The 23,344-nt window shown below is 73.5% G+C and carries 23 protein-coding genes and 1 tRNA gene; 9 read left to right on the top strand and 15 right to left on the bottom strand.

The window, feature by feature from the left end; translation table 11 throughout:
• The first annotated feature begins 22 nt into the window (after positions 1 to 22).
• Together metH and ACK8HX_RS12730 are read left to right on the top strand one after the other, a co-directional pair.
• Complete coding sequence (gene metH, locus ACK8HX_RS12725; RefSeq protein ID WP_411941079.1) at positions 23 to 3,811, top strand: methionine synthase; 3,789 nt, start codon at positions 23 to 25, stop codon at positions 3,809 to 3,811.
• Between the two features lie 62 nt (positions 3,812 to 3,873).
• Positions 3,874 to 4,719 carry a RecB family exonuclease gene (locus tag ACK8HX_RS12730; protein ID WP_411941080.1) on the top strand — a complete coding sequence of 282 codons (846 nt, stop codon included), beginning with the start codon at positions 3,874 to 3,876 and terminating at the stop codon, positions 4,717 to 4,719.
• A 6-nt stretch (positions 4,720 to 4,725) separates the two neighbouring features.
• On the opposite strand, the gene ACK8HX_RS12735 is transcribed toward ACK8HX_RS12730, so the two are convergent.
• Complete coding sequence (locus ACK8HX_RS12735; protein WP_411941081.1) at positions 4,726 to 5,391, bottom strand: HAD family hydrolase; 666 nt, start codon at positions 5,389 to 5,391, stop codon at positions 4,726 to 4,728.
• Between the two features lie 53 nt (positions 5,392 to 5,444).
• Between ACK8HX_RS12735 and ACK8HX_RS12740 the strand changes: the two genes are divergently transcribed.
• Entirely contained in the window at positions 5,445 to 6,293 is an 849-nt protein-coding gene (locus ACK8HX_RS12740; protein WP_411941082.1) for a PAC2 family protein, read from the top strand.
• A gap of 4 nt (positions 6,294 to 6,297) precedes the next feature.
• Here ACK8HX_RS12740 and mshC read toward each other — a convergent pair whose 3' ends face one another.
• The 8 genes from mshC to ACK8HX_RS12780 all read right to left on the bottom strand — a co-directional run bounded on the left by mshC (position 6,298) and on the right by ACK8HX_RS12780 (position 12,213).
• A complete protein-coding gene (gene mshC, locus ACK8HX_RS12745; RefSeq protein WP_411941083.1) occupies positions 6,298 to 7,551 on the bottom strand; it encodes a cysteine--1-D-myo-inosityl 2-amino-2-deoxy-alpha-D-glucopyranoside ligase in 1,254 nt (417 codons plus the stop codon).
• A 47-nt stretch (positions 7,552 to 7,598) separates the two neighbouring features.
• Positions 7,599 to 8,399 (bottom strand): SCO1664 family protein, encoded by an 801-nt coding sequence (locus ACK8HX_RS12750; protein ID WP_411941084.1) that lies wholly within the window; start codon positions 8,397 to 8,399, stop codon positions 7,599 to 7,601.
• Positions 8,377 to 8,886: a DUF3090 domain-containing protein gene (locus tag ACK8HX_RS12755; RefSeq protein ID WP_411941085.1), complete on the bottom strand. Its 510-nt coding sequence runs from the start codon at positions 8,884 to 8,886 to the stop codon at positions 8,377 to 8,379. Before ACK8HX_RS12755 ends, ACK8HX_RS12750 begins: the two co-directional genes overlap by 23 nt.
• 10 nt (positions 8,887 to 8,896) lie before the next feature.
• A complete protein-coding gene (locus ACK8HX_RS12760; RefSeq protein WP_411941086.1) occupies positions 8,897 to 9,628 on the bottom strand; it encodes an energy-coupling factor ABC transporter ATP-binding protein in 732 nt (243 codons plus the stop codon).
• Positions 9,625 to 10,386 (bottom strand): cobalt ECF transporter T component CbiQ, encoded by a 762-nt coding sequence (cbiQ, locus tag ACK8HX_RS12765; RefSeq protein ID WP_411941087.1) that lies wholly within the window; start codon positions 10,384 to 10,386, stop codon positions 9,625 to 9,627. Before cbiQ ends, ACK8HX_RS12760 begins: the two co-directional genes overlap by 4 nt.
• 1 nt (position 10,387) lies before the next feature.
• Entirely contained in the window at positions 10,388 to 10,732 is a 345-nt protein-coding gene (locus ACK8HX_RS12770) for a PDGLE domain-containing protein (protein WP_411941088.1), read from the bottom strand.
• Positions 10,729 to 11,418: an energy-coupling factor ABC transporter permease gene (locus tag ACK8HX_RS12775; protein WP_411941089.1), complete on the bottom strand. Its 690-nt coding sequence runs from the start codon at positions 11,416 to 11,418 to the stop codon at positions 10,729 to 10,731. The genes ACK8HX_RS12770 and ACK8HX_RS12775 overlap by 4 nt, the downstream gene beginning before the upstream one ends.
• A 102-nt stretch (positions 11,419 to 11,520) precedes the next feature.
• A complete protein-coding gene (locus tag ACK8HX_RS12780) occupies positions 11,521 to 12,213 on the bottom strand; it encodes an MSMEG_4193 family putative phosphomutase (RefSeq protein ID WP_411941090.1) in 693 nt (230 codons plus the stop codon).
• An 80-nt stretch (positions 12,214 to 12,293) separates the two neighbouring features.
• On the opposite strand from ACK8HX_RS12780, the gene corA reads away from it, so the two are divergent.
• On the top strand, positions 12,294 to 13,274 hold the full coding sequence (gene corA, locus ACK8HX_RS12785; protein ID WP_411941091.1) for a magnesium/cobalt transporter CorA: 981 nt from the start codon (positions 12,294 to 12,296) through the stop codon (positions 13,272 to 13,274).
• Between the two features lie 12 nt (positions 13,275 to 13,286).
• Here the strand turns inward: corA and ACK8HX_RS12790 are convergent, their stop codons facing one another.
• Positions 13,287 to 14,150 carry an undecaprenyl-diphosphate phosphatase gene (locus ACK8HX_RS12790; protein WP_411941092.1) on the bottom strand — a complete coding sequence of 288 codons (864 nt, stop codon included), beginning with the start codon at positions 14,148 to 14,150 and terminating at the stop codon, positions 13,287 to 13,289.
• Positions 14,151 to 14,161: 11 nt separating this feature from the next.
• The gene (locus ACK8HX_RS12795) at positions 14,162 to 15,214 is read right to left on the bottom strand and encodes an LLM class F420-dependent oxidoreductase (RefSeq protein ID WP_411941093.1); all 1,053 of its coding nucleotides are present in this window, start codon (positions 15,212 to 15,214) and stop codon (positions 14,162 to 14,164) included.
• 42 nt (positions 15,215 to 15,256) lie between these two features.
• Between ACK8HX_RS12795 and ACK8HX_RS12800 the strand changes: the two genes are divergently transcribed.
• Positions 15,257 to 16,201, top strand: a complete 945-nt coding sequence (locus ACK8HX_RS12800; protein WP_411941094.1) for an aldo/keto reductase — start codon at positions 15,257 to 15,259, stop codon at positions 16,199 to 16,201.
• Between the two features lie 40 nt (positions 16,202 to 16,241).
• Here ACK8HX_RS12800 and ACK8HX_RS12805 read toward each other — a convergent pair whose 3' ends face one another.
• Entirely contained in the window at positions 16,242 to 18,101 is a 1,860-nt protein-coding gene (locus ACK8HX_RS12805; protein ID WP_411941095.1) for an HNH endonuclease signature motif containing protein, read from the bottom strand.
• A 305-nt stretch (positions 18,102 to 18,406) separates the two neighbouring features.
• Positions 18,407 to 18,769 (bottom strand): primosomal protein, encoded by a 363-nt coding sequence (locus ACK8HX_RS12810; RefSeq protein WP_411941096.1) that lies wholly within the window; start codon positions 18,767 to 18,769, stop codon positions 18,407 to 18,409.
• Positions 18,770 to 18,806: 37 nt separating this feature from the next.
• Here ACK8HX_RS12810 and ACK8HX_RS12815 point away from each other — a divergent pair, with 37 nt between their 5' ends.
• Positions 18,807 to 19,004: a DUF5703 family protein gene (locus ACK8HX_RS12815; RefSeq protein WP_411941097.1), complete on the top strand. Its 198-nt coding sequence runs from the start codon at positions 18,807 to 18,809 to the stop codon at positions 19,002 to 19,004.
• A gap of 6 nt (positions 19,005 to 19,010) precedes the next feature.
• Here ACK8HX_RS12815 and ACK8HX_RS12820 read toward each other — a convergent pair whose 3' ends face one another.
• Positions 19,011 to 20,345, bottom strand: a complete 1,335-nt coding sequence (locus tag ACK8HX_RS12820; protein ID WP_411941098.1) for a M20/M25/M40 family metallo-hydrolase — start codon at positions 20,343 to 20,345, stop codon at positions 19,011 to 19,013.
• A gap of 111 nt (positions 20,346 to 20,456) precedes the next feature.
• On the opposite strand from ACK8HX_RS12820, the gene ACK8HX_RS12825 reads away from it, so the two are divergent.
• A tRNA-Leu gene (locus ACK8HX_RS12825) sits at positions 20,457 to 20,542 on the top strand.
• Positions 20,543 to 20,638: 96 nt separating this feature from the next.
• Here the strand turns inward: ACK8HX_RS12825 and ACK8HX_RS12830 are convergent.
• Entirely contained in the window at positions 20,639 to 22,141 is a 1,503-nt protein-coding gene (locus tag ACK8HX_RS12830) for a serine/threonine-protein kinase (RefSeq protein ID WP_411941099.1), read from the bottom strand.
• A 61-nt stretch (positions 22,142 to 22,202) separates the two neighbouring features.
• Here ACK8HX_RS12830 and ACK8HX_RS12835 point away from each other — a divergent pair, with 61 nt between their 5' ends.
• On the top strand, positions 22,203 to 22,967 hold the full coding sequence (locus ACK8HX_RS12835) for a HipA family kinase (RefSeq protein WP_411941100.1): 765 nt from the start codon (positions 22,203 to 22,205) through the stop codon (positions 22,965 to 22,967).
• Positions 22,964 to 23,341, top strand: coding sequence for a DUF3037 domain-containing protein (locus tag ACK8HX_RS12840; protein WP_411941101.1), 378 nt, complete (start codon positions 22,964 to 22,966; stop codon positions 23,339 to 23,341). Before ACK8HX_RS12835 ends, ACK8HX_RS12840 begins: the two co-directional genes overlap by 4 nt.
• The last annotated feature ends 3 nt before the right edge of the window (positions 23,342 to 23,344 follow it).

A 23,344-nucleotide genomic window follows, 5' to 3' on the forward strand; every position in this document is an offset into this window, starting at 1 on the left:
GCCGACCCGAAGCGACTCCTCCGTGACCTCGCAGCACCGCCCCGACGCCACCGCCGACCTCACCGCCGCCCTGCGCGAGCGGGTCCTCGTCCTCGACGGGGCCATGGGGACGATGATCCAGGCCCACGGCCTCTCGGAGGCCGACTACCGCGGGGAGCGCTTCGCCGACCACCCCAGCGACCTGCAGGGCAACAACGACCTGCTCTCGCTGACCCAGCCCGAGATCATCGCCTCGATCCACCGCGCGTACCTCGAGGCCGGGGCCGACCTCGTCGAGACCAACACCTTCAACGCACAGCGCATCTCCCTCGCCGACTACGCGATGGAGGACCTCGCCTACGAGATGAACCACGCCGCGGCCGCCCTCGCCCGGGCCGAGGCCGACGCGATGACCGAGCGGACCCCGGACCGCCCCCGCTGGGTGCTCGGCGCCATCGGCCCGACGAACCGCACGGCCTCGATCTCCCCCGACGTCAACGACCCCGGCGCCCGCAACGTCACCTTCGACCAGCTCGTCGAGGCCTACCTCGAGCAGGCCCGCGGCCTCGTCGACGGCGGCGCCGACGTCCTCCTCGTCGAGACGATCTTCGACACGCTCAACGCCAAGGCCGCGATCTTCGCCCTCGAGACCCTCTTCGAGGAGCACGACCGACGCTGGCCGGTCATGATCAGCGGCACGATCACCGACGCGTCGGGCCGCACCCTCTCGGGGCAGGTCACCGAGGCGTTCTGGTACTCGGTGCGCCACGCGCGGCCGCTGTCGATCGGCCTGAACTGCGCCCTCGGCGCCGGCGAGCTGCGGCCCTACGTCGCCGAGCTGTCCCGCCTCGCCGACTGCTTCGTCTCGGCGCACCCGAACGCGGGCCTGCCCAACGCGTTCGGCGAGTACGACGAGACACCGGAGGCGATGGCGCGGGTCGTCGGCGAGTTCGCGACGTCCGGCCTGGTCAACGTCGTCGGCGGGTGCTGCGGCACGACGCCGGACCACATCGCCGCCATCGCCCAGGCCGCCGCCACCGGGACCCCGCGCCGGCCCGCCGAGGTGCCTGTGGCGCTGCGGCTCAGCGGTCTCGAGCCGGTCGTCATCGACGAGGACAGCCTGTTCGTCAACGTCGGCGAGCGGACGAACATCACCGGCTCGGCCCGCTTCCGCCGCCTCATCCAGGAGGACGACTACGGCACCGCGCTCGGGGTCGCGCGCCAGCAGGTGGAAGCCGGGGCGCAGGTCATCGACGTCAACATGGACGAGGGCATGATCGACGGCGTCGCCGCGATGGACCGCTTCCTGCGCCTCGTCGCCTCCGAGCCCGACATCTGCCGCGTGCCGCTCATGGTCGACTCCTCGAAGTGGGAGGTGATCGAGGCCGGGCTCAAGGTCACCCAGGGCAAGCCGATCATCAACTCGATCTCGATGAAGGAGGGCGAGGAGCCCTTCCGCGAGCACGCGCGGCTGGCCCGCAAGTACGGTGCGGCCGTCGTCGTCATGGCCTTCGACGAGGACGGCCAGGCCGACAACCTCGCCCGGCGGCAGGCGATCTGCGAGCGGGCCTACCGGATCCTCGTCGACGAGGTCGGCTTCCCGCCCGAGGACGTCATCTTCGACCCCAACGTCTTCGCGGTGGCCACGGGCATCGAGGAGCACGCGGCCTACGGCACCGACTTCATCGAGGCGGCCCGCTGGATCAAGGGCAACCTCCCCCACGCGCTCGTCTCCGGCGGCGTCTCCAACGTCTCGTTCTCCTTCCGCGGCAACAACGCGGTGCGCGAGGCGATCCACGCGGTGTTCCTCTTCCACGCCATCAAGGCCGGCATGGACATGGGCATCGTCAACGCCGGTGCGCTGCAGCCGTACGACACCGTCGACGAGCGGCTGCGCGACGCCATCGAGGACGTCGTCCTCAACCGCCGCGAGGACGCCACGGAACGGCTGCTCGCCATCGCCGACGACTACCGGACGACGCCCGGCGAGGAGGACCCCGCCGCCGCGGAGTGGCGCAGCCTCCCGGTGCGCGAGCGGATCACGCACGCCCTCGTCAAGGGCATCGACGACCACGTGGTCGACGACACCGAGGAGCTGCGGCTCGAGATCGACGAGGCCGGCGGACGCCCGCTCGAGGTCATCGAGGGCCCGCTCATGGACGGGATGAACGTCGTCGGCGACCTCTTCGGCGACGGCAAGATGTTCCTCCCCCAGGTGGTCAAGTCGGCGCGGGTGATGAAGAAGGCCGTCGCCCACCTGATCCCGTTCATCGAGGCCGAGAAGGACGAGACCGCGCGCAAGCGGAGCAAGGGCCTCGTCGTGACCGCGACGGTCAAGGGCGACGTCCACGACATCGGCAAGAACATCGTCGGGGTCGTGCTCCAGTGCAACGGCTACGACGTCCTCGACCTAGGAGTCATGGTGCCGGCGCAGAAGATCCTCGACACCGCGCGCGAGCAGGACGCCGACATCATCGGGCTGTCCGGGCTCATCACGCCCAGCCTCGACGAGATGGTGCGGGTCGCCGGGGAGATGAAGCGCCAGGGCTTCGAGATCCCGCTGCTCCTCGGCGGGGCCACCACCTCGCGGGCGCACACCGCCGTCAAGGTCGACCAGCAGTACGACGGGCCGGTCGTGTGGGTCAAGGACGCCTCGCGCTCGGTGCCCGTCGTCAGCCAGCTGCTCTCGCAGACCCAGCGCGAACCCTTCCTCGAGGGCGTGGCGAAGGACTACGAGTCGATCCGGGTGCGGCACGCCGCGAAGACCGGTGAGCGGCCACTGGCGTCGTACGAGGCTGCGGTGGCGAACCGGCCGGCCATCGACTGGGCGTCCTACCGGCCGATGCGGCCCCACCTGCTCGCCCAGCAGTCCGGTGACCGCTGGTCGGGGCGGCGCGACGACCACTGGCACCGCGCGGCCACGCAGTTCACCCGCGTCTGGGAGGACCAGCCGGTCGGCGACCTGCGCCGCTACATCGACTGGACGCCGTTCTTCCTCGCGTGGGAGATGAAGGGCCGCTACCCGGACATCCTCAACAACCCGGCGACCGCCGACGAGGCCCGCAAGCTCCTCGACGACGCGAACCGGATGCTCGACCTCATCGAGCGCGAGAAGTGGCTGACGGCCCGGGGTGTCGCCGGGTTCTTCCCCGCCGCCTCGGTGGGCGACGACATCGAGGTCTACGCCGACGAGGACCGCACGACCGTCCTCACGACCCTCCACGGGCTGCGCCAGCAGGGCCAGCACCGCGACGGCGTCGCGAACAAGTGCCTCTCGGACTTCGTCGCGCCCAAGGAGACCGGGCTCGCCGACCACGTCGGGGCGTTCTCGGTGACCGCGGGCATCGGCATCGAGGAGCGGCTCGCCGCGTTCAAGGCCGACCACGACGACTACTCGGCGATCCTCCTCGAGGCCCTCGCCGACCGCCTGGCCGAGGCGTTCGCCGAGCGGCTGCACGAGAAGGTCCGCAAGGAGCTGTGGGGCTACGCCCCCGACGAGAGGCTCGACAGCGCCGCGCTCATCCGTGAGCAGTACGACGGCATCCGCCCCGCCCCCGGCTACCCGGCCTGCCCCGACCACACCGAGAAGGAGACGCTCATGGCGCTCCTCGGCGGCGAGGAGCGCACCGGCGTCAGGCTCACCGAGTCGATGGCCATGTGGCCGGGGGCCTCGGTGTCGGGCTGGTACTTCGCGCACCCCGAGAGCCAGTACTTCGTCGTCGGGCGGCTCGGGCGCGACCAGGTCGAGTCCTACGCCGAGCGCAAGGGCTGGGACCTGCGCACGGCCGAGCGCTGGCTGGGCCCCAACCTCGGCTACCACCCCGAGGACTGACGCCCTCCGGGGTTCGGGATGGCGCCGCGGCGATGTCGGCCCGACGTCCTAGCCTTGCCGCCATGACCCCAGCGTTGTCGCCCAGCCGGGCCGCGGACTTCAAGCAGTGCCCCCTGCTGTTCCGGTTCCGCACCATCGACAAGCTCGAGGGTCCCCCGTCGCCGGCCGCGGCCCGCGGCACCCTGGTCCACGCCGTCCTCGAGCACCTCTTCGACCTCCCGGCGGCCGAGCGCACGCCCACCGCCGCCCTCGCCCTGCTCGAGCCGCGCTGGCGCGCGCTCGTCGACGAGCGGCCCGAGCTCGGCTCGATGATCGACGACGACGAGCAGCTCACGGAGGAGGCCTGGTTCGCCGCGGCGCAGACGCTCGTCGAGCAGTGGTTCGACCTCGAGGACCCCACCCGTCTCGAGCCGGCCGCCCGCGAGCTCTACGTCGAGACCGAGATCGACGGGCTCACCCTGCGCGGCTACGTCGACCGGCTCGACGTCGCGCCCGACGGGGCGATGCGGGTCGTCGACTACAAGACGGGACGCTCCCCCAGCGAGCTGTTCGAGGCCAAGGCGCTGTTCCAGATGAAGTTCTACGCCCTCGTCCTCTGGCGGCTGCACGGGCAGGTGCCGAAGCAGCTCCAGCTCGTCTACCTCGGCAACGGCGAGGTCGTGCGCTACACCCCGGACGAGCACGACCTGCGGGGCATCGAGCGCAACGTCCGCGCCATCTGGGAGGCCGTGGTCCGGGCGGCGCAGACCGGTGACTGGCGCCCGCGCACCTCACGGCTGTGCGACTGGTGCGACTTCCGCGACCTCTGCCCCGCGTGGGGCGGCACCCCTCCCCCGCTCCCCGAGGGCGCGGCCGACCTCGCGCTCGACCCGGCGAACAGCGGTGAGGCGCAGCCGGACGACGAGTGAGGGCGGTCAGCCCGCCCGCGCCGAGCGCGCCGCCGCCGTGAGCGACTCGGGCGTGACCCCGGCCAGCGAGGCCAGGTGCACGGCACCGGCGATCTCCGGGACGGCGACGACGTGCGGCACCGCGATGGTGGGCACCCCGGCGGCCACGGCCGAGCGCACGCCGGTCGGTGAGTCCTCGATGGCGACACAGTCGCCCGCCTCGACACCGAGGAGGCGGGCCGCCGCCCAGTAGGGCTCGGGGTGGGGCTTGCCGTGCTCGACCTCGTCCCCGGTGACGACGGCCGCGAACGAGCCCTCGGGCAGGGCGGACACGACCGCGTCGGCGAGGCTGCGCCACGACATCGTCACGAGGGCGTTCGGGACCCCGGCCTCGGCGAGGGCGCCGAGCAGCTCGCGGGCCCCGGGCCGCCACGGCACGTGCTCGCGCACCTGGCCGACGACCCGCACGAGGAGCTCGTCGATGATCCGCTCGGGCTCCCAGGGCACGTTCCCGTGCTCCTTGATGAAGACCGCCGACACCATGAGGTCGTTGCCGACGAGCTGGTGGGCGTACTCGTCGGACCACGTACCGCCGTGTTCCTCGACGATGGCGTGCTCCGCCTCGATCCAGTAGGGCTCGGTGTCGACGAGGGTTCCGTCCATGTCCCAGAGGACCGCTGCGGGGAGGCTCACGGGACGGGAGTCTAGGGAGCCGTACTGTGGTGCTCGACGAGAGGAGCCTGACCTTGATCGAGCTCGAGGACCTGCCGGAGCTGCACGACGCGGTGATGATCGCCGCGTTCGAGGGCTGGAACGACGCCGGCGAGGCCGCGAGCGCCGTCATCGAGCACCTCGCGGAGGTCTTCGACGCCGAGGTCGTCGCGGCCCTGGACCCGGAGGACTACTACGACTTCCAGGTCAACCGGCCCCGCGTCGTCATCGAGAACGGGCGCCGACGGATCAGCTGGCGCACCACCCGGGTGCTGGTCGCCACGAACACCCCACTGGGCCGTGACGTCGTCCTCGTTCAGGGCGTCGAGCCCTCCTTCCGCTGGCGCGCGTTCGCCATCGAGCTCATGGAGCTGGCGCAGGCGGCCGACGTCACGATGGTCATCACCCTCGGCGCCCTCATGGCCGACGTCGCCCACAGCCGCCCCATCCCGGTCACGGCGACCTCCGACAACGAGGACACGCGGCACCGCCACGACCTCGAGATGAGCACCTACGAGGGGCCCACCGGCATCGTCGGCGTGCTGGCCGATGCCGCGACCCAGGTCGGCGTGCCCTCGGTGTCCTGCTGGGCGGCCGTGCCGCACTACGCCGGCCACAGCCCGTCGCCCAAGGCCACCGTCGCCCTCGTCAGCCGGATCGAGGAGCTGCTGGACGCGCCGATCGAGCACGGCGAGCTCGACGAGGACGCGCACGCGTGGCAGATCGGCATCGACGAGCTCGCGGCGTCCGACAGCGAGGTCGCCGAGTACGTCGAGTCGCTCGAGGAGGCGCAGGACACCGCCGACCTCCCCGAGGCGAGCGGCGATGCCATCGCCAAGGAGTTCGAGAAGTACCTTCGCCGCCGCGGCAGCGACGAGCAGTAGGGCCCTACAGGCGCACGCCGAGGAGGGCGTCGAGCGTCCTCGCCACCAGACCGGGGGCGCCGGGGTCGGTCCACTCTCCGGCGAGCGTGCGCTCGGCCCACGCGTCGACCGCAGCGATCGCGCGCGGGGTGTCGAGGTCGGCGGCGAGCGCCGCGCGCACCTCGGCGACCGTCGTGTCGGCGGCGGCCGCCGCATTCACGGAGAGGGCCTCGCGCCACCGGGCCAGGCGCGCCTCGGCGGCCGTGAGGAGGTCGTCGGTGTACTCCCAGTCGTTCCGGTAGGAGTGCGCGAGGAGGACGAGCCGGATCGCCATGGGGTCGACGCCGTCGGCGCGCAGCGTCGAGACGAGGACGAGGTTGCCCTTGCTCTTGCTCATCTTCTCGCCGTGGTAGCCGACCATCGCCTGGTGCACGTAGTGGCGCGCGAAGACGTGGTCGCCGGTGAGGGCGTTCGCCTGCACGGCCGACATCTCGTGGTGTGGGAAGACCAGGTCGCTGCCCCCGCCCTGCACGTCGATGCCGCCCCCGAGCCGGTCGAGGGCGATCGCGGTGCACTCGACGTGCCAGCCGGGGCGTCCGGCCCCGAGGACCGCGTCGTCCCAGCAGGGCTCGCCGGCGCGGGACGCCCGCCACAGCAGCGGGTCGAACCGGTCGCGCTTGCCCTCGCGGTCGGGGTCCCCCCCGCGGTCGGCGAACACGGCGTCCATCTGCTCGCGCGTCCAGCCCGAGACGGAGCCGAAGTCGGGTGTGGCCGCGAGGTCGAGGTAGACGTCCTCGCCGGACCCCTCTGCGGCGGGGACCGGCAGCCGGTACGCGGCACCGCGCTCGAGCAGGCCCCGCACGGCCGCGATGATCTCCGGCATCGCCTCGACGACACCGACGTAGTGGTCGGGCGGGAGCACGGCGAGGGCGGTCATGTCCTCGCGGAACAGGTCGATCTCGGTGGTGGCGAGCTCGCGCCAGTCGCGCCCGTCGCGGGCCGCGCGCTCGAGGAGGGGGTCGTCGACGTCGGTGACGTTCTGCACGTAGGCGACCGCGTGGCCGGCGTCGCGCAGCGCCCGGACGACGAGGTCGAAGGTCACGTACGTGGCGGCGTGCCCGAGGTGCGTGGCGTCGTAGGGGGTGATGCCGCAGACGTAGACCCGTGCCGTCGGGCCGGCGTCGACGGGGCGCACCGAGCCGCTCTGGGTGTCGAACAGGCGGAGGGGGTCACCGTGGCCGGGCACGGCGGGGACGAAGGGTGCGGGCCACGACTTCACCGGGCAAGCCTACGGGCGGGGTGCTGCGGCCCCGCGACCGGTCCGCCTCACAGCGCCGGCCACGGGATGGCGGGCCAGCCGGGGGTCGGCAGCGGATGCCGACGGGTGCGCAGCAGGGCCTCGACGCGCGCGTGCAGCGCCTCGACCTCGGGCACCGTCAGCAGCTCGTGGAGGTCGTCGTCGAGGCCGTCGCCCAGCGACCGGCGCAGCCGCTCGACCCGTGCGAGGTCCTCCTCCGGCACCGGTTCGCCCGCCCATCCCCACAGCACCGTCCGCAGCTTCGGCTCGACCGACAGGCTCACCCCGTGGTCGCACCCGCGCACCCGGTCGCCGTCGCGAAGAAGGTGGCCGCCCTTGCGGTCGGAGTTGTTGAGGACGGCGTCGAGGACGGCGACCGTCCGCAGCGCGGGGTGCGGCGCGTGGGAGACGACGACCGGCATCCCGTCGGGCGTCTCGCCGGACAGGACGACGACCCAGCCCTCCGGCACGTCGGAGACGGCGGTGACGTCGACGAGCGGCTCGGGCTCACCCTCGACCGGTCCGACCCACAGCTGCACCGACCCGCGCCCGTGCGGTCCGTCGCGCAGGACCGTGGGCGGCACGACGTCGAAGCCGCCCGCGGAGCTGACGAGGTACGCCGCGCGCTCGCGGGCGACGAGGGTCCCGTCGGGGTAGTCCCACAGCCGCCGCTCGCTGACCTCCGGCTTGTGGATGACGAGCACGCCGTCGGCGCCGTCCTCGACGCAGCACAGCAGCGCGCCGTTGGAGGAGTCGGCGAGCCGCCCGACCGGGGTCAGCTCACCCGTGGCCAGGACCCGCTCGAGCTCAGCGTCGGTACCCGTTGGCACGAGGGCAGATGTGGCCGGTGGGGTCGAGCGGCTGGCCGCAGAACGGGCAGGCGGGGCGTCCCGCGGCGATCACGGCCCCGCAGCGTCGGGCGAAGGCCCGTGCCGCCTGCGGGGTGAGGACGACGCGGAGGGTCTGCACCGCGTCCTCCTCGACCTCCTCCGGGTCCTGGTCGTGGCACTCGATGACGACCGCACCGCGCTCGGTGTCCCACGCGAGGGCGAGGGTGTCGACGCGGAACTCGTCCTCGATCGGAGTCGTGAGCGGCTCGGTGTCGCCGGCCCCCAGCGGTTCGGTCGCCGTGCCCGCGGCGTGGGCGTCGAGGAGGTCGTTGACCCGGTCCGCGAGAACGCTGACCTGCACCTTCTCCAGCGACACGGACACGAGGCGGCCCGACCCGCTCGCCTGCAGGAAGAACGTGCGACCCCCGGGCGGTCCGACGGTGCCGGCGACGAAGCGCTCCGGCGGGTCGAAGACGGTTGCTGCCATGGACGACACCCTAGATCGAGAACCCCACGGGCAGCTCGAGGCGGTGTCGCGCCATGAGGTCGGAGTCGCCGAGGACGTCGCGGGTCCCCCCGTCGGCGACGACGGTCCCCTCGGACAGCACGACGGCGCGTTCGCACAGCTCGAGGGCGTACGGCAGGTCGTGGGTCACCATGAGCAGGGTCACCGGCAGCTCCCGGAGGATGTCGGCGAGCTCGCGGCGGGAGGCCGGGTCGAGGTTCGACGACGGCTCGTCGAGGACGAGGATCTCCGGCGACATCGCGAGGACGGTGGCGATGGCGACGCGCCTGCGCTGCCCGAAGGACAGGTGGTGCGGCGCGCGGTCGGCGAGGTCGGCCACCCCCACGGCATCGAGTGCCGCGTGGACGCGGGCGTCGAGCTCGGCCCCACGGATCCCGAGGTTGGCCGGTCCGAACGCGACGTCGTCGCGCACGGTGGGCATGAAGAGCTGGTCGTCGGGGTCCTGGAAGACCAGGCCGACGCGCCGCCGCACCTCGAGCAGGTTCCCGGCCGTCACGGGGAGCCCGGAGACGGTGACCGACCCGTGGCCGGGCGTCAGCACCCCGTTGAGGTGCAGGACGAGGGTGGTCTTCCCGGCGCCGTTGGGTCCGAGGAGGGCGACCCGCTCCCCCGGGTGCACGTGGAGGTCGACGCCGAACAGGGCCTGGTGGCCGCCGGGGTAGGCGTAGGCGACCTGGCGCAGGTCGAGGACCGGGACGCTCATGCCGCGCGCACCCCCACCGACACGACGGCGGCGAGGAGCGCCGGCAGGAGGGCGAGCACCCACTGCGCCCGCGTCGCCGTGAGCTCGTCGGTCACCGGGAGCCGTCCGTTCCAGCCGCGGCTCACCATCGCCAGGTGCACGCGCTCGCCGCGCTCGTAGCTGCGGATGAACAGGGCTCCCGTGCCGGCCGCGAGCGGAGGCCACGACCGCAGCGAGCGGGCGCTGAAACCGCGCGACTCGCGGGCGACCTTCATCCGGCGCATCTGGTCGGCGACGACGTCGACGTAGCGGACCATGAACGACACGATGAGGACGAGCGGGTCGGGGACGCGGAGGTGCTGGAGGGCGCGCACGAGGTCGCGGGGCCGGGTCGTGACCGCGAAGGCGACGGCCGCGACGACGCCGCACGTGCCGGTGAGGAGGAGGGCCACCGCCGCGTCGAGCCCGGGCTGGGAGACGCGGAACGGGCCGAGGTCGACGCGGGGGCCGACCGCGACGAAGGGCAGGACGGCGGCGAAGACGGCGAAGGGCACCTCGACCGCGAGCCGTGGCAGGAGGAGGCGGACGGCGACGCCGGTGCTCGCGAGGACGCCCGCCGCGACGAGGAGCAGCGCCGCGAGCGCCGCGTGGGCGTCGCGGGGCACCGACACGACGAGCAGGACGAAGGCGACGAGCCCGACGAGCTTGGCGTGCGGGGGCAGTCGGTGCAGGACGGTGTCGCCGTCGACGTGCAGGTGGGTCCCCGGACCGCTGCCCACCTCAGTCGCGCTCGGTCTGGCGGCGGCGGCCGAGCCGCCGGAGGACCGCGACGAGCCCGAGCATCACCGCCGCGGTGGTGACGACCCCGACGACGCCGGCGAGCCCCCCGGAGAGCCGGGACCCGTCGATCCCGCTGACGGCGTAGTCGGCGAGGGGTGACCCGGACGTCACCGAGTCGCGGGCGGTGTCGAGGAAGCCCAGCTGCGCGGACACGAACTCCAGGCCGTCCGGGTGCCCGGACGCGTAGGAGGAGACGACCGCGGCGAGGAGGAGGCTGACCGCCATCCCGGCGGTGACGACCGCTCGCGTGCCGGCGCGCGTGCGGCCGGGGCGGACGCCGGTCATCGGGCGACCTCCGGGACCCGCAGCTCGAGGGTGGGCAGGAGCCTGCGCGCCCCGTGGACGAGGTCGGGTCGGGCCGCGACGATGCTCGACACGGCGAGGAGGGTGACGATCCCCTCACCGAGCCCGATGAGGAGGTGCCAGCCGCCCATCGCGACCACGAGCGTGTCGAGCGCGATGGGGGCCGCCCCGCCCACGGCGTAGAGGCCGACGAAGGCGAGGGCCGCCGCGGGGACGCTGACGAACGCCCCGGCGAACGCCGCGGCCGGGACCCAGCGGACGTCGCGCGGGAGGAGCGCGAGGGCCAGGCGGAACGTCCCGTGACCCGCCCACACGGCGACGACGGCCATGAGGAGGACGTTGGTCCCGAGGGCGCTGACCCCGCCGTCGGCGAAGAGCACCGCCTGGACGGTGACGACGACCGTGAGGCAGAGCGTCGCGGTCGCCGGGCCGACGAGGACGGCGGCGAGGGCAGCGCCGATGACGTGGCCGGACGTCCCGGCCCCCACGGGGAAGTTCAGCATCTGGCTCGCGAACACGAAGACGGCGACGAGGCCGGCCATCGGCGCCGTGCGGTCGTCGAGCTCGCGGCGCGCCGCCCGCCCCAACGCCGCGGCGACGACCCCTCCGGCGACGACGGCGGTGCCGACCGAGGTCGGCGCGTCGAGGAACCCGTCGGGGACGTGCATCACAGCTCCTGGCTCGGGGGGTGCGGCGCGGACGACGGAACCCGTCCGACGACCTTGTTGCACATTATTCGCAACAGTGCCCGCGATCAACCGCGGCGCACCTCAGCCGGCGCCGCCCCCCACCTCGGCGTCGTCGGCGGGTACGTACCGGGGCCTGGCGACGAGCGGGGCGAGGTCGCCGAGGACCGTGTTGCTCGCGAGGAGCACCATCCGCGACCGCCCGACGTGCACGGCCGTCACGCTGCCGGGGTCGACCCGCACCCGCTGCAGACCGGCCAGCCCCGCACCCACCGCTTCGGCGACGACCGACTTGATGGGGTCTCCGTGGCTCACGGCGACCCACACGGCACCGGGGCCGTGCGCGGCCTCGACCTCGGCGTCGAGCGCCCGCACCCCGTCGAGGACACGGGCCGCCATCTCCCCCAGCGACTCCGAGCGGTACTCGTCGTGGGGTGGGAACGTCGCGTTGGCCGGGTCGTCCTGGACGACGCGCCACAGCGGGTCCTTCGCCGCCTCGGCGAGCGACCGTCCGGTCCACCCGCCGTAGTGGCACTCCCCCAGCCGGTCGTCGGTGGCCACCGCGTGCCCGGGAACGGCGAGGGCAGCCGTCTCGAGGCAGCGCTGGAGGGGGCTCGAGACGGTTCGGACGACCTCGAGGGGCTCCAGCCTGGCCCGTAGCTCGTCGGCCTGGCGCCGGCCGGTGTCGGTGAGACCGACGCCCTCGCTCCACCCGGCGAGCACCCCCGCGGCGTTCGCGGTCGAGTGGCCGTGGCGCAGGAGCAGGACGGTGGCCACGCGCCCAGCCTAGGGGCCGCCCCGCCCCGTCCCCGGCGCGCCGACCCACCGCCGTGCGGCGGCAGGGCACCATGGTCGTCGTGATCGTGGACCGGGCCCTCTACGTCGACGGGCAGCGCCGCCCCTGCGGCGACCTCAGTGACGAGCTGGCGGTGCTGCGCGAGAAGGGCGGCCCGGGCGACTTCCTCTGGATCGGGCTCAAGGACCCGACGCAGGAGGAGTTCGACGACGTCAACGAGGAGCTGCGCCTGCACCCCCTCGCCGTCGAGGACGCCATCGTCGGCCGCCAGCGCGCCAAGGTCGAGCTCTACGACACGACCGTCTTCGTCGTCCTCAAGCCGTTGCGGTACCTCGAGGAGACCTCCGACATCGAGACCGGCGAGCTCATGGTGTTCGTCGGCGACCGGTTCGTCGTCACGGTCCGTCGCGGCGAGGCGAGCCCCCTGTCCGGGCTGCGCCAGCGCCTCGAGACCGAGGACCCCGGGCGCCTGCGCATGGGCCCGCTCGCCGTGCTGCACGCCATCGTCGACGGCGTCGTCGACACGTACACGGCGATCGACGAGGAGATCGCGGCCGACCTCGACGAGATCGAGACCCGGGTCTTCTCGGGCGAGCCGATGGACACCGCCTCGATCTACCGCCTCAAGCGCGAGGTGCTCGAGTTCCGACGCGCCGCCGTGCCGCTCTCGGTCCCGCTCCGGCTGCTCCACCACGAGGAGAAGAGTCCGGTCGCCGAGGACGAGCTGCGGCTGCTGCTCCGCGACGTGTCCGACCACCTCAACCACGTCATCGACCACGTGGAGTCCTACGACCGCCTGCTCACCGACGTCCTCAGCGCCCACCTCGCGCAGATCTCGGTGCAGCAGAACAGCGACATGCGACGCATCTCGGCATGGGTCGCCATCGCTGCGGTGCCCACGATGGTCGCCGGCATCTACGGCATGAACTTCGACAACATGCCCGAGCTGCGGTGGCGCTACGGCTACTTCATCGTCCTCGCCGTCATGGGCGTGGTGTGCGGCGGCCTCTACCGCGCGTTCCGGCGCAGCGGCTGGCTCTGATGCCGCCGGCTCTCAGCGGGCGGTGATCCAGCCCGCCGAGAGCGCCACGATGATGAGCGTCCCGAGGGCGAGGCGGTACCAGATGAAGGGGCGCAGGGAGTTCGTCGCGACGAAGCGCAGCAGCCAGGCGATCGCCGCGTAGGCCGTGGCGAACGAGACGGCGATGCCGACGAGCACGGGGCCGACCCCGAGCGCCACGACGCCGTCGAACTCGGAGACGAGCTGGTACAGGCCGGCGGCCGTGAGGGCCGGGATCGCCATGAAGAAGGACAGCTCGGTCGCGGTGACCCGGTCGATGCCGCGCATGAGGCCCGCAGAGATCGTGGCACCCGAGCGCGAGATGCCCGGGATGAGCGCGAAGGACTGGACGAGGCCGATGACGAGGCCGTCCCTGACCGTCACCTCGGACGCGCCGCGCTGGATGCCCTGCTCCTCGAGGACGTCGTGCCGCCGCTCGGCGACCCAGATGACGGCGCTCCACAGGATGAGGGCGGCCGCGACGACCCAGAGGCTGCGCAGCCCGCCGGAGATGAGGTCGCGGAAGAGGAAGCCGACGATCCCGAGCGGGACCGACCCGACGACGACCGCGGTGGCGAGGGTGTAGTCCTCGTGCTCGCGGGCCGCGGCGTCCCTCAGCCCTGCGACCCACGCGGTGAGCAGCCTGGCGATCTTGCGGGAGAAGTAGATGAACGTCGCCGCGATGGCGCCGATCTGGATGATGGCCGTGTACGCCGTGACCGCCGGGGCGTCGACCCGCAGGCCCATGAGCTTCTCGGCGACCGTGAGGTGGCCGGTGGAGGAGACCGGGAGGAACTCGGTGAGCCCCTCCAGGACCCCGAGGACGATCGTCTGGACGTAGCTGAGTTCGACGGGCACGGGCCGACAGCCTAGAGGGCGGCTGCGGCCTCGGCGACGACGGCCAGCACCGCCGCGCGCTCCTCGGGCGTCCGTGCGTACGGCGCCACGGACACGGTCGTGACCCCCGCGTCGGCGTACCGGCGCAGCCGTTCGGCGATCCGGTCCGGGGGGCCGACGAGCGCGGTCCGGTCGACGAGCTCGAACGGCACGGCCGCCGCGGCGTCGCGCGGGCGACCCTCGAGGTAGAGGTCCTGGATCTCGTCGGCGGCGGCGTCGAAGCCCATCCGGCGCGCGAGGCCGTTGTAGAAGTTCTGCTCGCGGCTGCCCATGCCGCCGATGTAGAGGGCGGTGTAGTCGGCGACCGCCGCCCGGCCGGCCTCGAGGTCGTCGGTGACGACGACGGGCACGGTGGCGACGACGTCGAACCCGGCCATGGGGTCGCCGTCCACGCCCGCCCCCGCCTTTTCCCGCCCGGCGCGCACCGCGGCCATCTGGTCCCCGCAGTCCTCCGGCGAGAGGAAGACGGCGAGCCAGCCGTCCGCCACCTCGCCGGCCAGCCGCAGGTTGTTCGGACCCACCGCGGCGAGGTACACGGGCAGGTCCGGACGCGGCGGGCGGATCGTCAGCCTGAGCGCCTTGCCCGGCCCATCGGGCAGCGGCAGGGTGATGAACTCGCCCTCGTAGCGCACCTGTTCGCGACGCAGGGCCATCCGGACGACGTCGACGTACTCCCGCGTGCGGGCCAGCGGCTTCGCGAACCGGACGCCGTGCCAGCCCTCGCTCACCTGCGGTCCCGAGACGCCGAGACCGAGGAGGAAGCGTCCGGACGTCAGCGTGTCGAGGGTCGCGGCCGTCATCGCGGTCATCGCCGGGGTCCGCGCGGGGATCTGCATGATCCCCGCGCCGAGGTGGATCCGCTCGGTCTGCGCGCCGAGCCACGCCAGCACGGTGGGGGCGTCGGACCCGTAGGCCTCGGCCACCCAGGCCTGTTCGTAGCCCAGGCGCTCGGCCTCCCGGACGAGGTCGACGGTGTCGGGCCCGAGGCCCATGCCCGCGTAACCGCACATGATCGCCAGCCGCATGGCGCCCACGGTATCGACGCGGCCCCCGATAGGGTCGCCGCCATGCTGACCCGCCGCCTGGGGGCCTCCGGCCTCACCGTGTCGCGGCTCGGGCTCGGCACGATGGCCTGGGGCACGCGCACCTCACCGGAGGACGCCTCCGACCTGCTCCGCGAGTTCCGTGGGGCGGGGGGCACCCTCGTCGACACGGCGCACGGGTACGCCGGCGGGCAGAGCGAGGAGATCCTCGGCGACCTGCTCGACGGCCGCGACCGCGACGAGGTCGTCCTCATGACGAAGTCCGGGATCAGCCGGGCGTCCGGTGCGCGCGTCGTCGACTGCTCCCGCCGCGCCATGCTCACCCAGCTCGACACCTCGCTGCGCCGGATGCGGACCGACCACGTCGACGTGTGGCTGGCCCACACCTGGGACCCGCAGACCCCGGTCGAGGAGACGGTGAGCGCCCTCGTCCACGCCCACGACAGCGGCCGGGCCCGGTACGTGGGGGTCTCCAACCACGCCGGGTGGCAGGCGGCCCGGACCATGTCGCTGCTCGCGGAGGCTCGGGTGCCCCTCGTCGCCGACTCGGTCGAGTACAGCCTCGTGTCGCGTTCCCCGGAGCGCGAGCTCGCCGAGGCAGCCTCCTCCCTCGGGTTCGGCCTGCTCCCCTGGTCGCCCCTCGGGCGCGGCGTCCTCGCCGGCCGCTACCGCACGACCGTCACCGCCGACTCGCGCCTGGCGTCGGAGGAGTTCTCGCGGTTCGCCGGGCGCCACGTCGGCGACCACACCCGCGGGGTCGTCGAGGCCGTCCACACCGCCGCCCAGGGCCTGGGGGTCTCCCCCGCCGTCGTGGCTCTCGCGTGGGTCCGCGACCGGCCGGGTGTCACCGCTCCCATCCTCGGCCCGCGCACCCCGAAGCAGCTGGCGACGCTGCTCGGGGCGGAGGAGCTCACGCTGCCCGACGAGATCGTCGTGGCCCTCGACGAGGTCTCCGCCGACCACGTCTGAGGACTCCTTCCACAGCGCCGTCCCGGCGGTCGGGTGCCGGTCAGAAGGGTGGTTCGTCGGAGAACCTGTCGCTGCGGCGCCCAGGTCGCCTGCAGGGGCGGTGCGGCTCGAGGACGGTGATGGTGTCGGCGGGGCGGATGACGCTGACTCGGACCCCGCTCCCGTTCGTGGTGCGGCGGGTCCGGGCGGGCAGGGTGGTCAGGTCGGCGCCGAGGAGGTGCTCCAGCGCGTACTCGAGGTGGCTGAACCGGTCGGGTGAGACGGCCCGTGGTGCGGGGGTGCCGGGTCGGTCGCTACCGGCGGCGACCGCGCCGGGCGGTGCGGTCTCCCCTGCGGGGGTCGCGGTGCCGGTGGCGGCGGCCGGGGTCGCGGGGAGGGTGACGGAGTGGAGGGCGTCGACCGGCGCCGTGGTGCGTGAGCGGCCGGTGGGGTCGGTCCAGGTGACGGTGCCGTCGGGGTGCAGGTTCACGTGCCAGCCGGGTCGTTGCTTGACGCGGTGGTGGCGCCGACACAGGCACATCAGGTTGCTCGCGGTGGTCGAGCCGTCGGGCCAGGGGCGGACGTGGTCGAGGTCGCAGTAGCGGGCAGCGACGGAGCAGCCGGGGAAGCGGCATCGTCCGTCGCGGTGGCGGACGAGGGCGGCGAGCCGTTCCGGTGGCCGGTAGGCGCCGGACTCTTCGTCGCTGAGCAGCGCCCCGGTGACCGGGTCGCAGGACCGGGTCTCGACGCGCACGGTGTCCTGGGTGTTCGGATTCGCGGGGCTGGGCTCCGTGCCGGGGCCGGTGCCGCGGACGGGAGTCGGGGCGTTGGCGGCGGCGAGCTGGTTGGTGAGCCAGGCGGTGGGGACGAGGACCTGCTCGGTGCCCCGGCCGGTGGCGACCTCGACGAACCCGCCGTCGACGGCGTCGCCGGCGGTGAGCCGATCGGCGGCAGCCACGGTCGTGGGGTCCTCTCCGGTCGCGGTAGCGGTCCGGGCGTCGGCCGCGGGAGCCGGGTGGGTGATGGGCTCAGGCACGGGAGCGGTGGCGGGGTGGTCGGCGGGGACGGTGAGGGTGATGACGGTGGTGACCGTCGCCGACTGCATGACGAGGTCGATCAACGCTTGGGCGCGGGCTCGGTCGATCCGGTCGACTGCGCCGTCGGTGACGAGCTGGTGGGCTCGGGTGTCGATCGCGGCCCACGCCTTGGCTGCCTGTTCGGAGGGGAAGGAGCCTTCCCACACGTCCACGCCCGGTTCGCCGACGCGGCGGCGTAGCCCGCACTCCTGCCGCGCACGCTGAGCTCGCTGGCGGAGCAGGTCGGGGCTGACCCTCGCCAGCAGCCGCCGGGTCCGCCGCCGCAGCTGGACCCCGGTCTCGGACGCCAGGTGCTCACCGAGGGTGGCGATGACGGCCTCGGCGACCTGCGCCGGTGCCTCCTCCAGCTCGTGCGCGACGACCCCGGCCCGGTACCGGTCCAGGTCGCCGGTGCGCATCGCGTCGTGCAGCCCGCCCAGGCCAGTACAGGCGCTGGTGCCGGCCTCCCCGTCGGCGGCCCACCGGACCGCGTCGCGGACCCGGTCGCTGGCGTGGTTCGCGGTGACCTCGAGCGCCCCGGACACGACCGCGGCCGCGTCCAGGGCCACGTGACCGGGTGCCTTGTGGGTCTCGGCGTCGGTGCCGTCCTCCAGCGTGACCGGTTCGATCGCGGCCAGGGCGACGATCGCCTCGTCCTGCACCGCCGAGGCCGCGTTGACGACCCGCTGGCAGGACCGGACCACCTCGGCCCACGCCTGCCGGGAACCGGAGGTCGGTGACGGTGCGGGGAGCGCAGCGAGCAGCGTCTGCGTGTCGTGCAGGAGGGCGAGCAGCTCGCTCGGATGCCCGGTGCGGCTGCTGGTCGCTGGCGCGGTGCTGCTCATGCTGTCCCCCTCCCCCTGTACCCGCGAGCCTACCCGCCGACGAGCGTTAGCACAAGTGTTCGATAGCATGAATGTGGATGACCCACAGCCGAATTCGCGCGGCGACCTGCGGCGGTGCGCGCCCGCCTCCGCACCGCCCTGCGTCGGGCGAACGTGGGTGAGAATCGTCGCTGGGCCGACGATCTTCACCCACGTTCGCCGGACGGAGAGGTGAGGTGGCGCGTCCAAGCCAGCCGTGGCCAACGTCCGGCGCAGGGCGAGGTGGAGTGCCGGCACGGTGCTCGGAGCGCGGATCCCGGTACCGCTCAGCGGGTGCGGTCGTCCTCGAACTCGATGTCGTCGTCGAGCCCGGCGTAGAGGCGCGTGTCGTCGCCGTCCTCGTCGTCGTGGTCGTCGAGCTCGTCCTCGTCGTCGGCGTCGCCCTGGTCGTCGTCCGGCTCGTCGCCGTCGCCGTCGTCGTCCTCGTCGCCGCTGTAGATGTCGAGCGGTGTCATCTCGCCGTAGGCGTCGTACAGGGCACCGTCATACGCCTCGAAGGCGTCGGCGAGGTCCTCGTACGCGGCGACGACGGTGGGGTCGTCCTCCCCGTGGCGGGTGCTGCTGGCCTCGAGGTGCCGCTCGAAGGCGGCGACGAGCTGGGTCAGTGCGGCACGCGGGTCGGCGCTCATGCTTCCGACGGTACCGGTCCTGGCGCAGAATGTGGCGGTGGTCGAGTACGAGTACCTCGTCCTGTCCTTCGGACGGGACACCGGGCGCGCCGACATCCGGCGCCAGCTCACCGAGCACGCGGAGTACGGCCGGTGGGAGCTCGAGCGCACCCGCGTCTACGTCGGGGGCCGCACGCGGACCTGGTTGCGGCGCCGCATCATCCGGCCGCGACGGTCGATGGTGCCGAACGCCTGAGCCGGCTCAGCAGGTCTGGAGGAGGCGCAGGAGGACCCGCGCCCCGAAGCGCAGGGACTCGGTGGGGACCCGCTCGTCGATGCCGTGGAACATCGGCGCGAAGTCGAGGTCGGCCGGCAGCCGCAGCGGCGCGAAGCCGTAGCCGGTGATCCCCAGCAGCGACAGCGCCTTGTTGTCGGTGCCACCGGAGAGGCAGTACGGCAGGACCTCGGCGTCGGGGTCCTCGGTCCGCAGCGCGGCGACCATCGCCTCGACGAGGTCGCCCTCGAACGGCGCGTCGAGGGCGATGTCGCGGTGCAGGACCTCGACGTCGACGTGCTCGCCGGCGAGCTCGCGGATCGTGGCGAGCAGGTCGTCCTCGTGGCCCGGGAGGAAGCGGCAGTCGACGTTGGCCGAGGCGTGCTGCGGGATGACGTTGTGCTTGTACCCGGCGTCGAGCATCGTCACGTTGCTCGTGTCCTGGAGGGTCCCGCGGACGAAGCCCTGCGCCCCGCCGAGGTGGGCGAGGAGCTCCTCGAGGTCCTCGTCGGACCAGCCGGTCCCGGTGAGCTCGGACAGCCCGTCGAGCAGGGTGCGGACCGCGGGGACGTACTCGCGGGGCCACTTGTGCGCGGCGATGCGCGCGATGGCCTCCGCGAGGCGGACGATCGCGTTCTCGTCGTTGGGGACCGAGCCGTGCCCCGCGCGGCCGTGCGCCGTCATCCGGAGCCAGACGATGCCCTTCTCGGCGGTCTGGAGCAGGTACGTCCGTCGCTCCCGGCCGTCCTTGTCGGTGAGGGTGACGCTGTAGCCGCCGACCTCGCTGATCGCCTCGGTGACGCCCTCGAAGACCTCGGGGTGGTGCTCGACGAGGAAGTGCGAGCCCTTGGTGCCGCCAGCCTCCTCGTCGGCGAAGAACACGACGACGAGGTCGCGCGGCGGGACCGTCCCGGTCCGGGCGAGGTGGCGCACGACCGCGAGGATCATCGCGTCCATGTCCTTCATGTCGACGGCCCCGCGCCCCCAGACGCAGCCGTCGCGCTCCTCGGCCGCGAAGGGGTCGACCGACCAGTCCTCGGCGTTCGCGGGGACCACGTCGAGGTGTCCGTGGACGCACAGGGCCCCCCGCTCGCGGTCCGCCCCCGGGATGCGGACCGCGACGCTGACCCGGCCGGGGTCGGACTCGAAGGTCCGCGGCTCCAGGCCCACCTCGCGCAGCCGTTCGACGACGTAGGCGGCCGCCTCGGCCTCACCCGGCCCGCTGCCGTCCCCGTAGTTGCTCGTGTCGATCCGGATGAGCTCCTGGCAGAGGCGGACGACCTCGTCCTCCGGGCGGATGGCGGTGCTCTCGGTCGCGCTCATGCGCCCCACCCTAGGTGTGACGCACGGGGCGGAACGGATTTCGGATCACGGGGCATCCCGTGTAATGTTCCGGTCCGCAGGCAGCCCTCCCCGGGCTCGCCCGCAGCACTCGTCCGGGTGGCGGAATTGGCAGACGCGCTAGCTTGAGGTGCTAGTGCCCTTTATCGGGCATGGGGGTTCAAGTCCCCCCTCGGACACCGCGGAACGGCCCCGAACCGACATGGTTCGGGGCCGTTCGCGTTCCCCTCGACCGTCGGCACGTGGGGCGGCTCTCGCCGGCCCCCGGACGGGCGTCAGTCGCTGCCGTCGGCGTAGGCGCGGGCGGCGGTCACGAGGTCGTCGACGAGCGGCTGGAGCTGGGTCTGGGCCTCCGGGCTGATCTTGCCGTCCTCGACCCCCTTGCGCAGCTCCTCGTCGACCTTCTCGGCCGCCTCGAGGACCTTCTCGGGGTCCTCGCCCTTGCGCAGCTCCTGGCGGACGTCGCGCACCCGGTCGCGCAGGGACTTGGCCGCGTCGCCCTCGAGCGAGCCGGCGCTCTCGAGGTCGTCGATGCCGTCGCTGAGGGCACCGAGGGCGTCCTCGACGTCCCCCCCGAGGTCGGCCGTGTCCGAGGGCGTGGGCGTCGGCGTCTCGGTGGGCGCCGGGGCAGGCGTCTCGGAGGGTGGGGTCGTCGTGGCCGGCGCGGACGCCGTCGGTCTCGTGGACGGCGTGTTCGTCGGAGTCGACGGCTCCTCGCGCAGGAACAGCAGCCAGAACAGCGCGGCGACGGCGGCGAGGGCAACCAGGGCCAGCACCCAGGTGACCGCGGACCCACCGCGCCGGTCGTCCTCCTCGTCGTAGCGCCCCGGGTACGGGGCGCTGGGCGGTGGGGGCGGCGGGACGGGGTCGAGGCGCTGCGTCGCGGCGGCCCCGGTAGCAGCTGCGGCCGCACCCGCGGCAGGCAGGACGCTCGTCGCGGCCCCGGCCACGGCCTCGCGGTCGGCCAGTGCCGCGGCGACGGCGGCGGCACCGGTGGGCCGGTCCGCGGGGTCCTTGGCCAGCAGGCTCGTGACGACGTCGGCGAGCCACCCGGGCGTCTCCGGGCGCAGGGTGCGAACGTCCGGGACGGGGTCGTTGGCGTGCATCATCATCGTCGCGACGGGCGTGGGTCCGCTGAAGGGCGGCTTGCCGGCGAGGAGGGCGAACAGCACGCAGCCCAGCGCGTAGAGGTCGGCCCGCCCGTCGACGCGCCCGCCCAGGGCCTGCTCGGGCGCGAGGTACTCGGCCGTCCCCATGACCGTGTGGGTCGCGGTGAGTGCCTGGTTGCCCGCCGCCGCCTCGCCCAGCTGGGTGATGCCGAAGTCGAGGACCCGGATGCGGCCGTCGTCGGCGTAGGCGATGTTGCCCGGCTTGATGTCGCGGTGGACGAGCCCGCGCGCGTGCGCGGCGTCGAGGGCGCGGGCGACCTGCTCGCCGACCGACACGACCTCCTCGACGGGCAGGGGACCCTCGCGCAGCCGCTCGGCGAGGGAGGGCCCGGGCAGGAGCTCCATGACGAGGAAGGCGGTGTCGTCCTCGACCCCGCTGTCGTGGACCGTCACGATGCCGGGGTGGTTGATCCCGGCCGTGGCGCGGGCCTCACGGTCGAACCTGGCCGCGCCGGACTCGTCGGGCACCGAGCGCAGGTCGATGGTCTTCACGGCCACCTCGCGGTGGAGGACGGTGTCCGTGGCCCGCCACACCTCACCCATGCCGCCGCGGCCGATGGGCGACCCGAGGACGTAGCGCCCCGCCAGTCGTCGCTGCTCGTTGCTCACCCACGCAACCCTACTGGCCCCGCGTCACGCCCCCGGCGGCCACCGTGGCTAGCCTGAGGACGTGCTCGAGACCGTGACCGCGACCCGTTTCGTCGTGCCCCTGCGCGAGGGCGGCTCGCTGCCGGGGCTCGTCGAGGCCGACGACCTCGGCACCTACGTCGTGAAGTTCTCCGGCGCGGGGCAGGGCCGCAAGGTCCTCGTGGCCGAGGTCCTCGTCGGCGAGATCGCGCGGCGCGTGGGCATCCACACGCCCCGGCTGGCGGTCGTCGACCTCCCCGCCGCCATCGCCCGCTACGAGGCCGACGAGGAGGTCCAGGACCTGCTCAACGCCTCCCCGGGCCACAACCTCGGCGTCGACTTCCTCCCCGGGTCCTTCGGGTACGACGGCTCCCGGCCGCCGTCGACGGAGGAGGCGGGCGCCATCCTCTGGCTCGACGCGTGGACCGCCAACGTCGACCGCACCTGGGCCAACCCGAACCTCCTCGTCTGGCATGGGCGCACGTGGGCCATCGACCACGGTGCCTCGCTGTGGTTCCACCACTCGTGGCCGAGCCGCCCGCCGGACGTCCGCCGCTTCGTCGGCCAGCCGTTCGACCCGACGGGACACGTCCTCGCCGCCGTCGCGGAGCCGGTCGCGGCCACGCACGAGCGGCTCGGCCCGCTCGTGACACCGGAGGTGGTCGAGGAGGTCGTGGGTCTCGTCCCCGACGAGTGGCTCGAGCCCACGGCGAGCCTGCCCGACACCGCGAGGGTGCGGGCCGCGTACGTGGAGCACCTGACCCTCCGCCTCGAGAACCCCGCCGCATGGGCCGGAGGTGCCGCATGAGCCACCCGTACCAGTACGTCGTGCTGCGCTTCGTGCCCCGGGTCGACCGCGGCGAGTGCCTGAACGTCGGCGTCGTCGTCCACTCGCAGTCGGCAGGCGTCCTCCGGTGCGCCTGGCACGTCGACGACGACCGCATCCGCGCGGTGGCGCCCGACGCCGACCTCGACGGCCTGCGGGCCGCGCTCGAGGCGGTCGGCACGATGTGCGACCGTCCGCCGTCCGAGGTCGACACCTCTCTCTCGACGCCCGGGAAGCGGTTCGGCTGGATCACCGCGCCGCGCTCGACCGTCCTCCAGCCGGGTCCGGTGCACGGTGGGTCTGTCGCCGACCCCGCCGCCGAGGTCGAGCGCCTCCTCGACCGCCTCGTCCGCTAGGGA

Source organism: Oryzobacter faecalis (genome assembly GCF_046764005.1).
In the GTDB taxonomy this organism is placed as follows: domain Bacteria; phylum Actinomycetota; class Actinomycetes; order Actinomycetales; family Dermatophilaceae; genus Oryzobacter; species Oryzobacter faecalis.

Excerpts from the sequence above, each read along its gene's own strand:
- ACK8HX_RS12770 (WP_411941088.1), bottom strand. The coding sequence starts at position 10,732 with ATGACCGGCGTCCGCCCCGGCCGCACGCGCGCCGGCACGCGAGCGGTC.
- ACK8HX_RS12840 (WP_411941101.1), top strand. The coding sequence starts at position 22,964 with ATGAGCCACCCGTACCAGTACGTCGTGCTGCGCTTCGTGCCCCGGGTC.
- ACK8HX_RS12810 (WP_411941096.1), bottom strand. The coding sequence starts at position 18,769 with ATGAGCGCCGACCCGCGTGCCGCACTGACCCAGCTCGTCGCCGCCTTC.
- ACK8HX_RS12730 (WP_411941080.1), top strand. The coding sequence starts at position 3,874 with ATGACCCCAGCGTTGTCGCCCAGCCGGGCCGCGGACTTCAAGCAGTGC.
- ACK8HX_RS12795 (WP_411941093.1), bottom strand. The coding sequence starts at position 15,214 with ATGCGGCTGGCGATCATGTGCGGTTACGCGGGCATGGGCCTCGGGCCC.
- ACK8HX_RS12820 (WP_411941098.1), bottom strand. The coding sequence starts at position 20,345 with ATGAGCGCGACCGAGAGCACCGCCATCCGCCCGGAGGACGAGGTCGTC.
- ACK8HX_RS12805 (WP_411941095.1), bottom strand. The coding sequence starts at position 18,101 with ATGAGCAGCACCGCGCCAGCGACCAGCAGCCGCACCGGGCATCCGAGC.
- ACK8HX_RS12775 (WP_411941089.1), bottom strand. The coding sequence starts at position 11,418 with ATGCACGTCCCCGACGGGTTCCTCGACGCGCCGACCTCGGTCGGCACC.
- ACK8HX_RS12800 (WP_411941094.1), top strand. The coding sequence starts at position 15,257 with ATGCTGACCCGCCGCCTGGGGGCCTCCGGCCTCACCGTGTCGCGGCTC.
- ACK8HX_RS12760 (WP_411941086.1), bottom strand. The coding sequence starts at position 9,628 with ATGAGCGTCCCGGTCCTCGACCTGCGCCAGGTCGCCTACGCCTACCCC.
- ACK8HX_RS12755 (WP_411941085.1), bottom strand. The coding sequence starts at position 8,886 with ATGGCAGCAACCGTCTTCGACCCGCCGGAGCGCTTCGTCGCCGGCACC.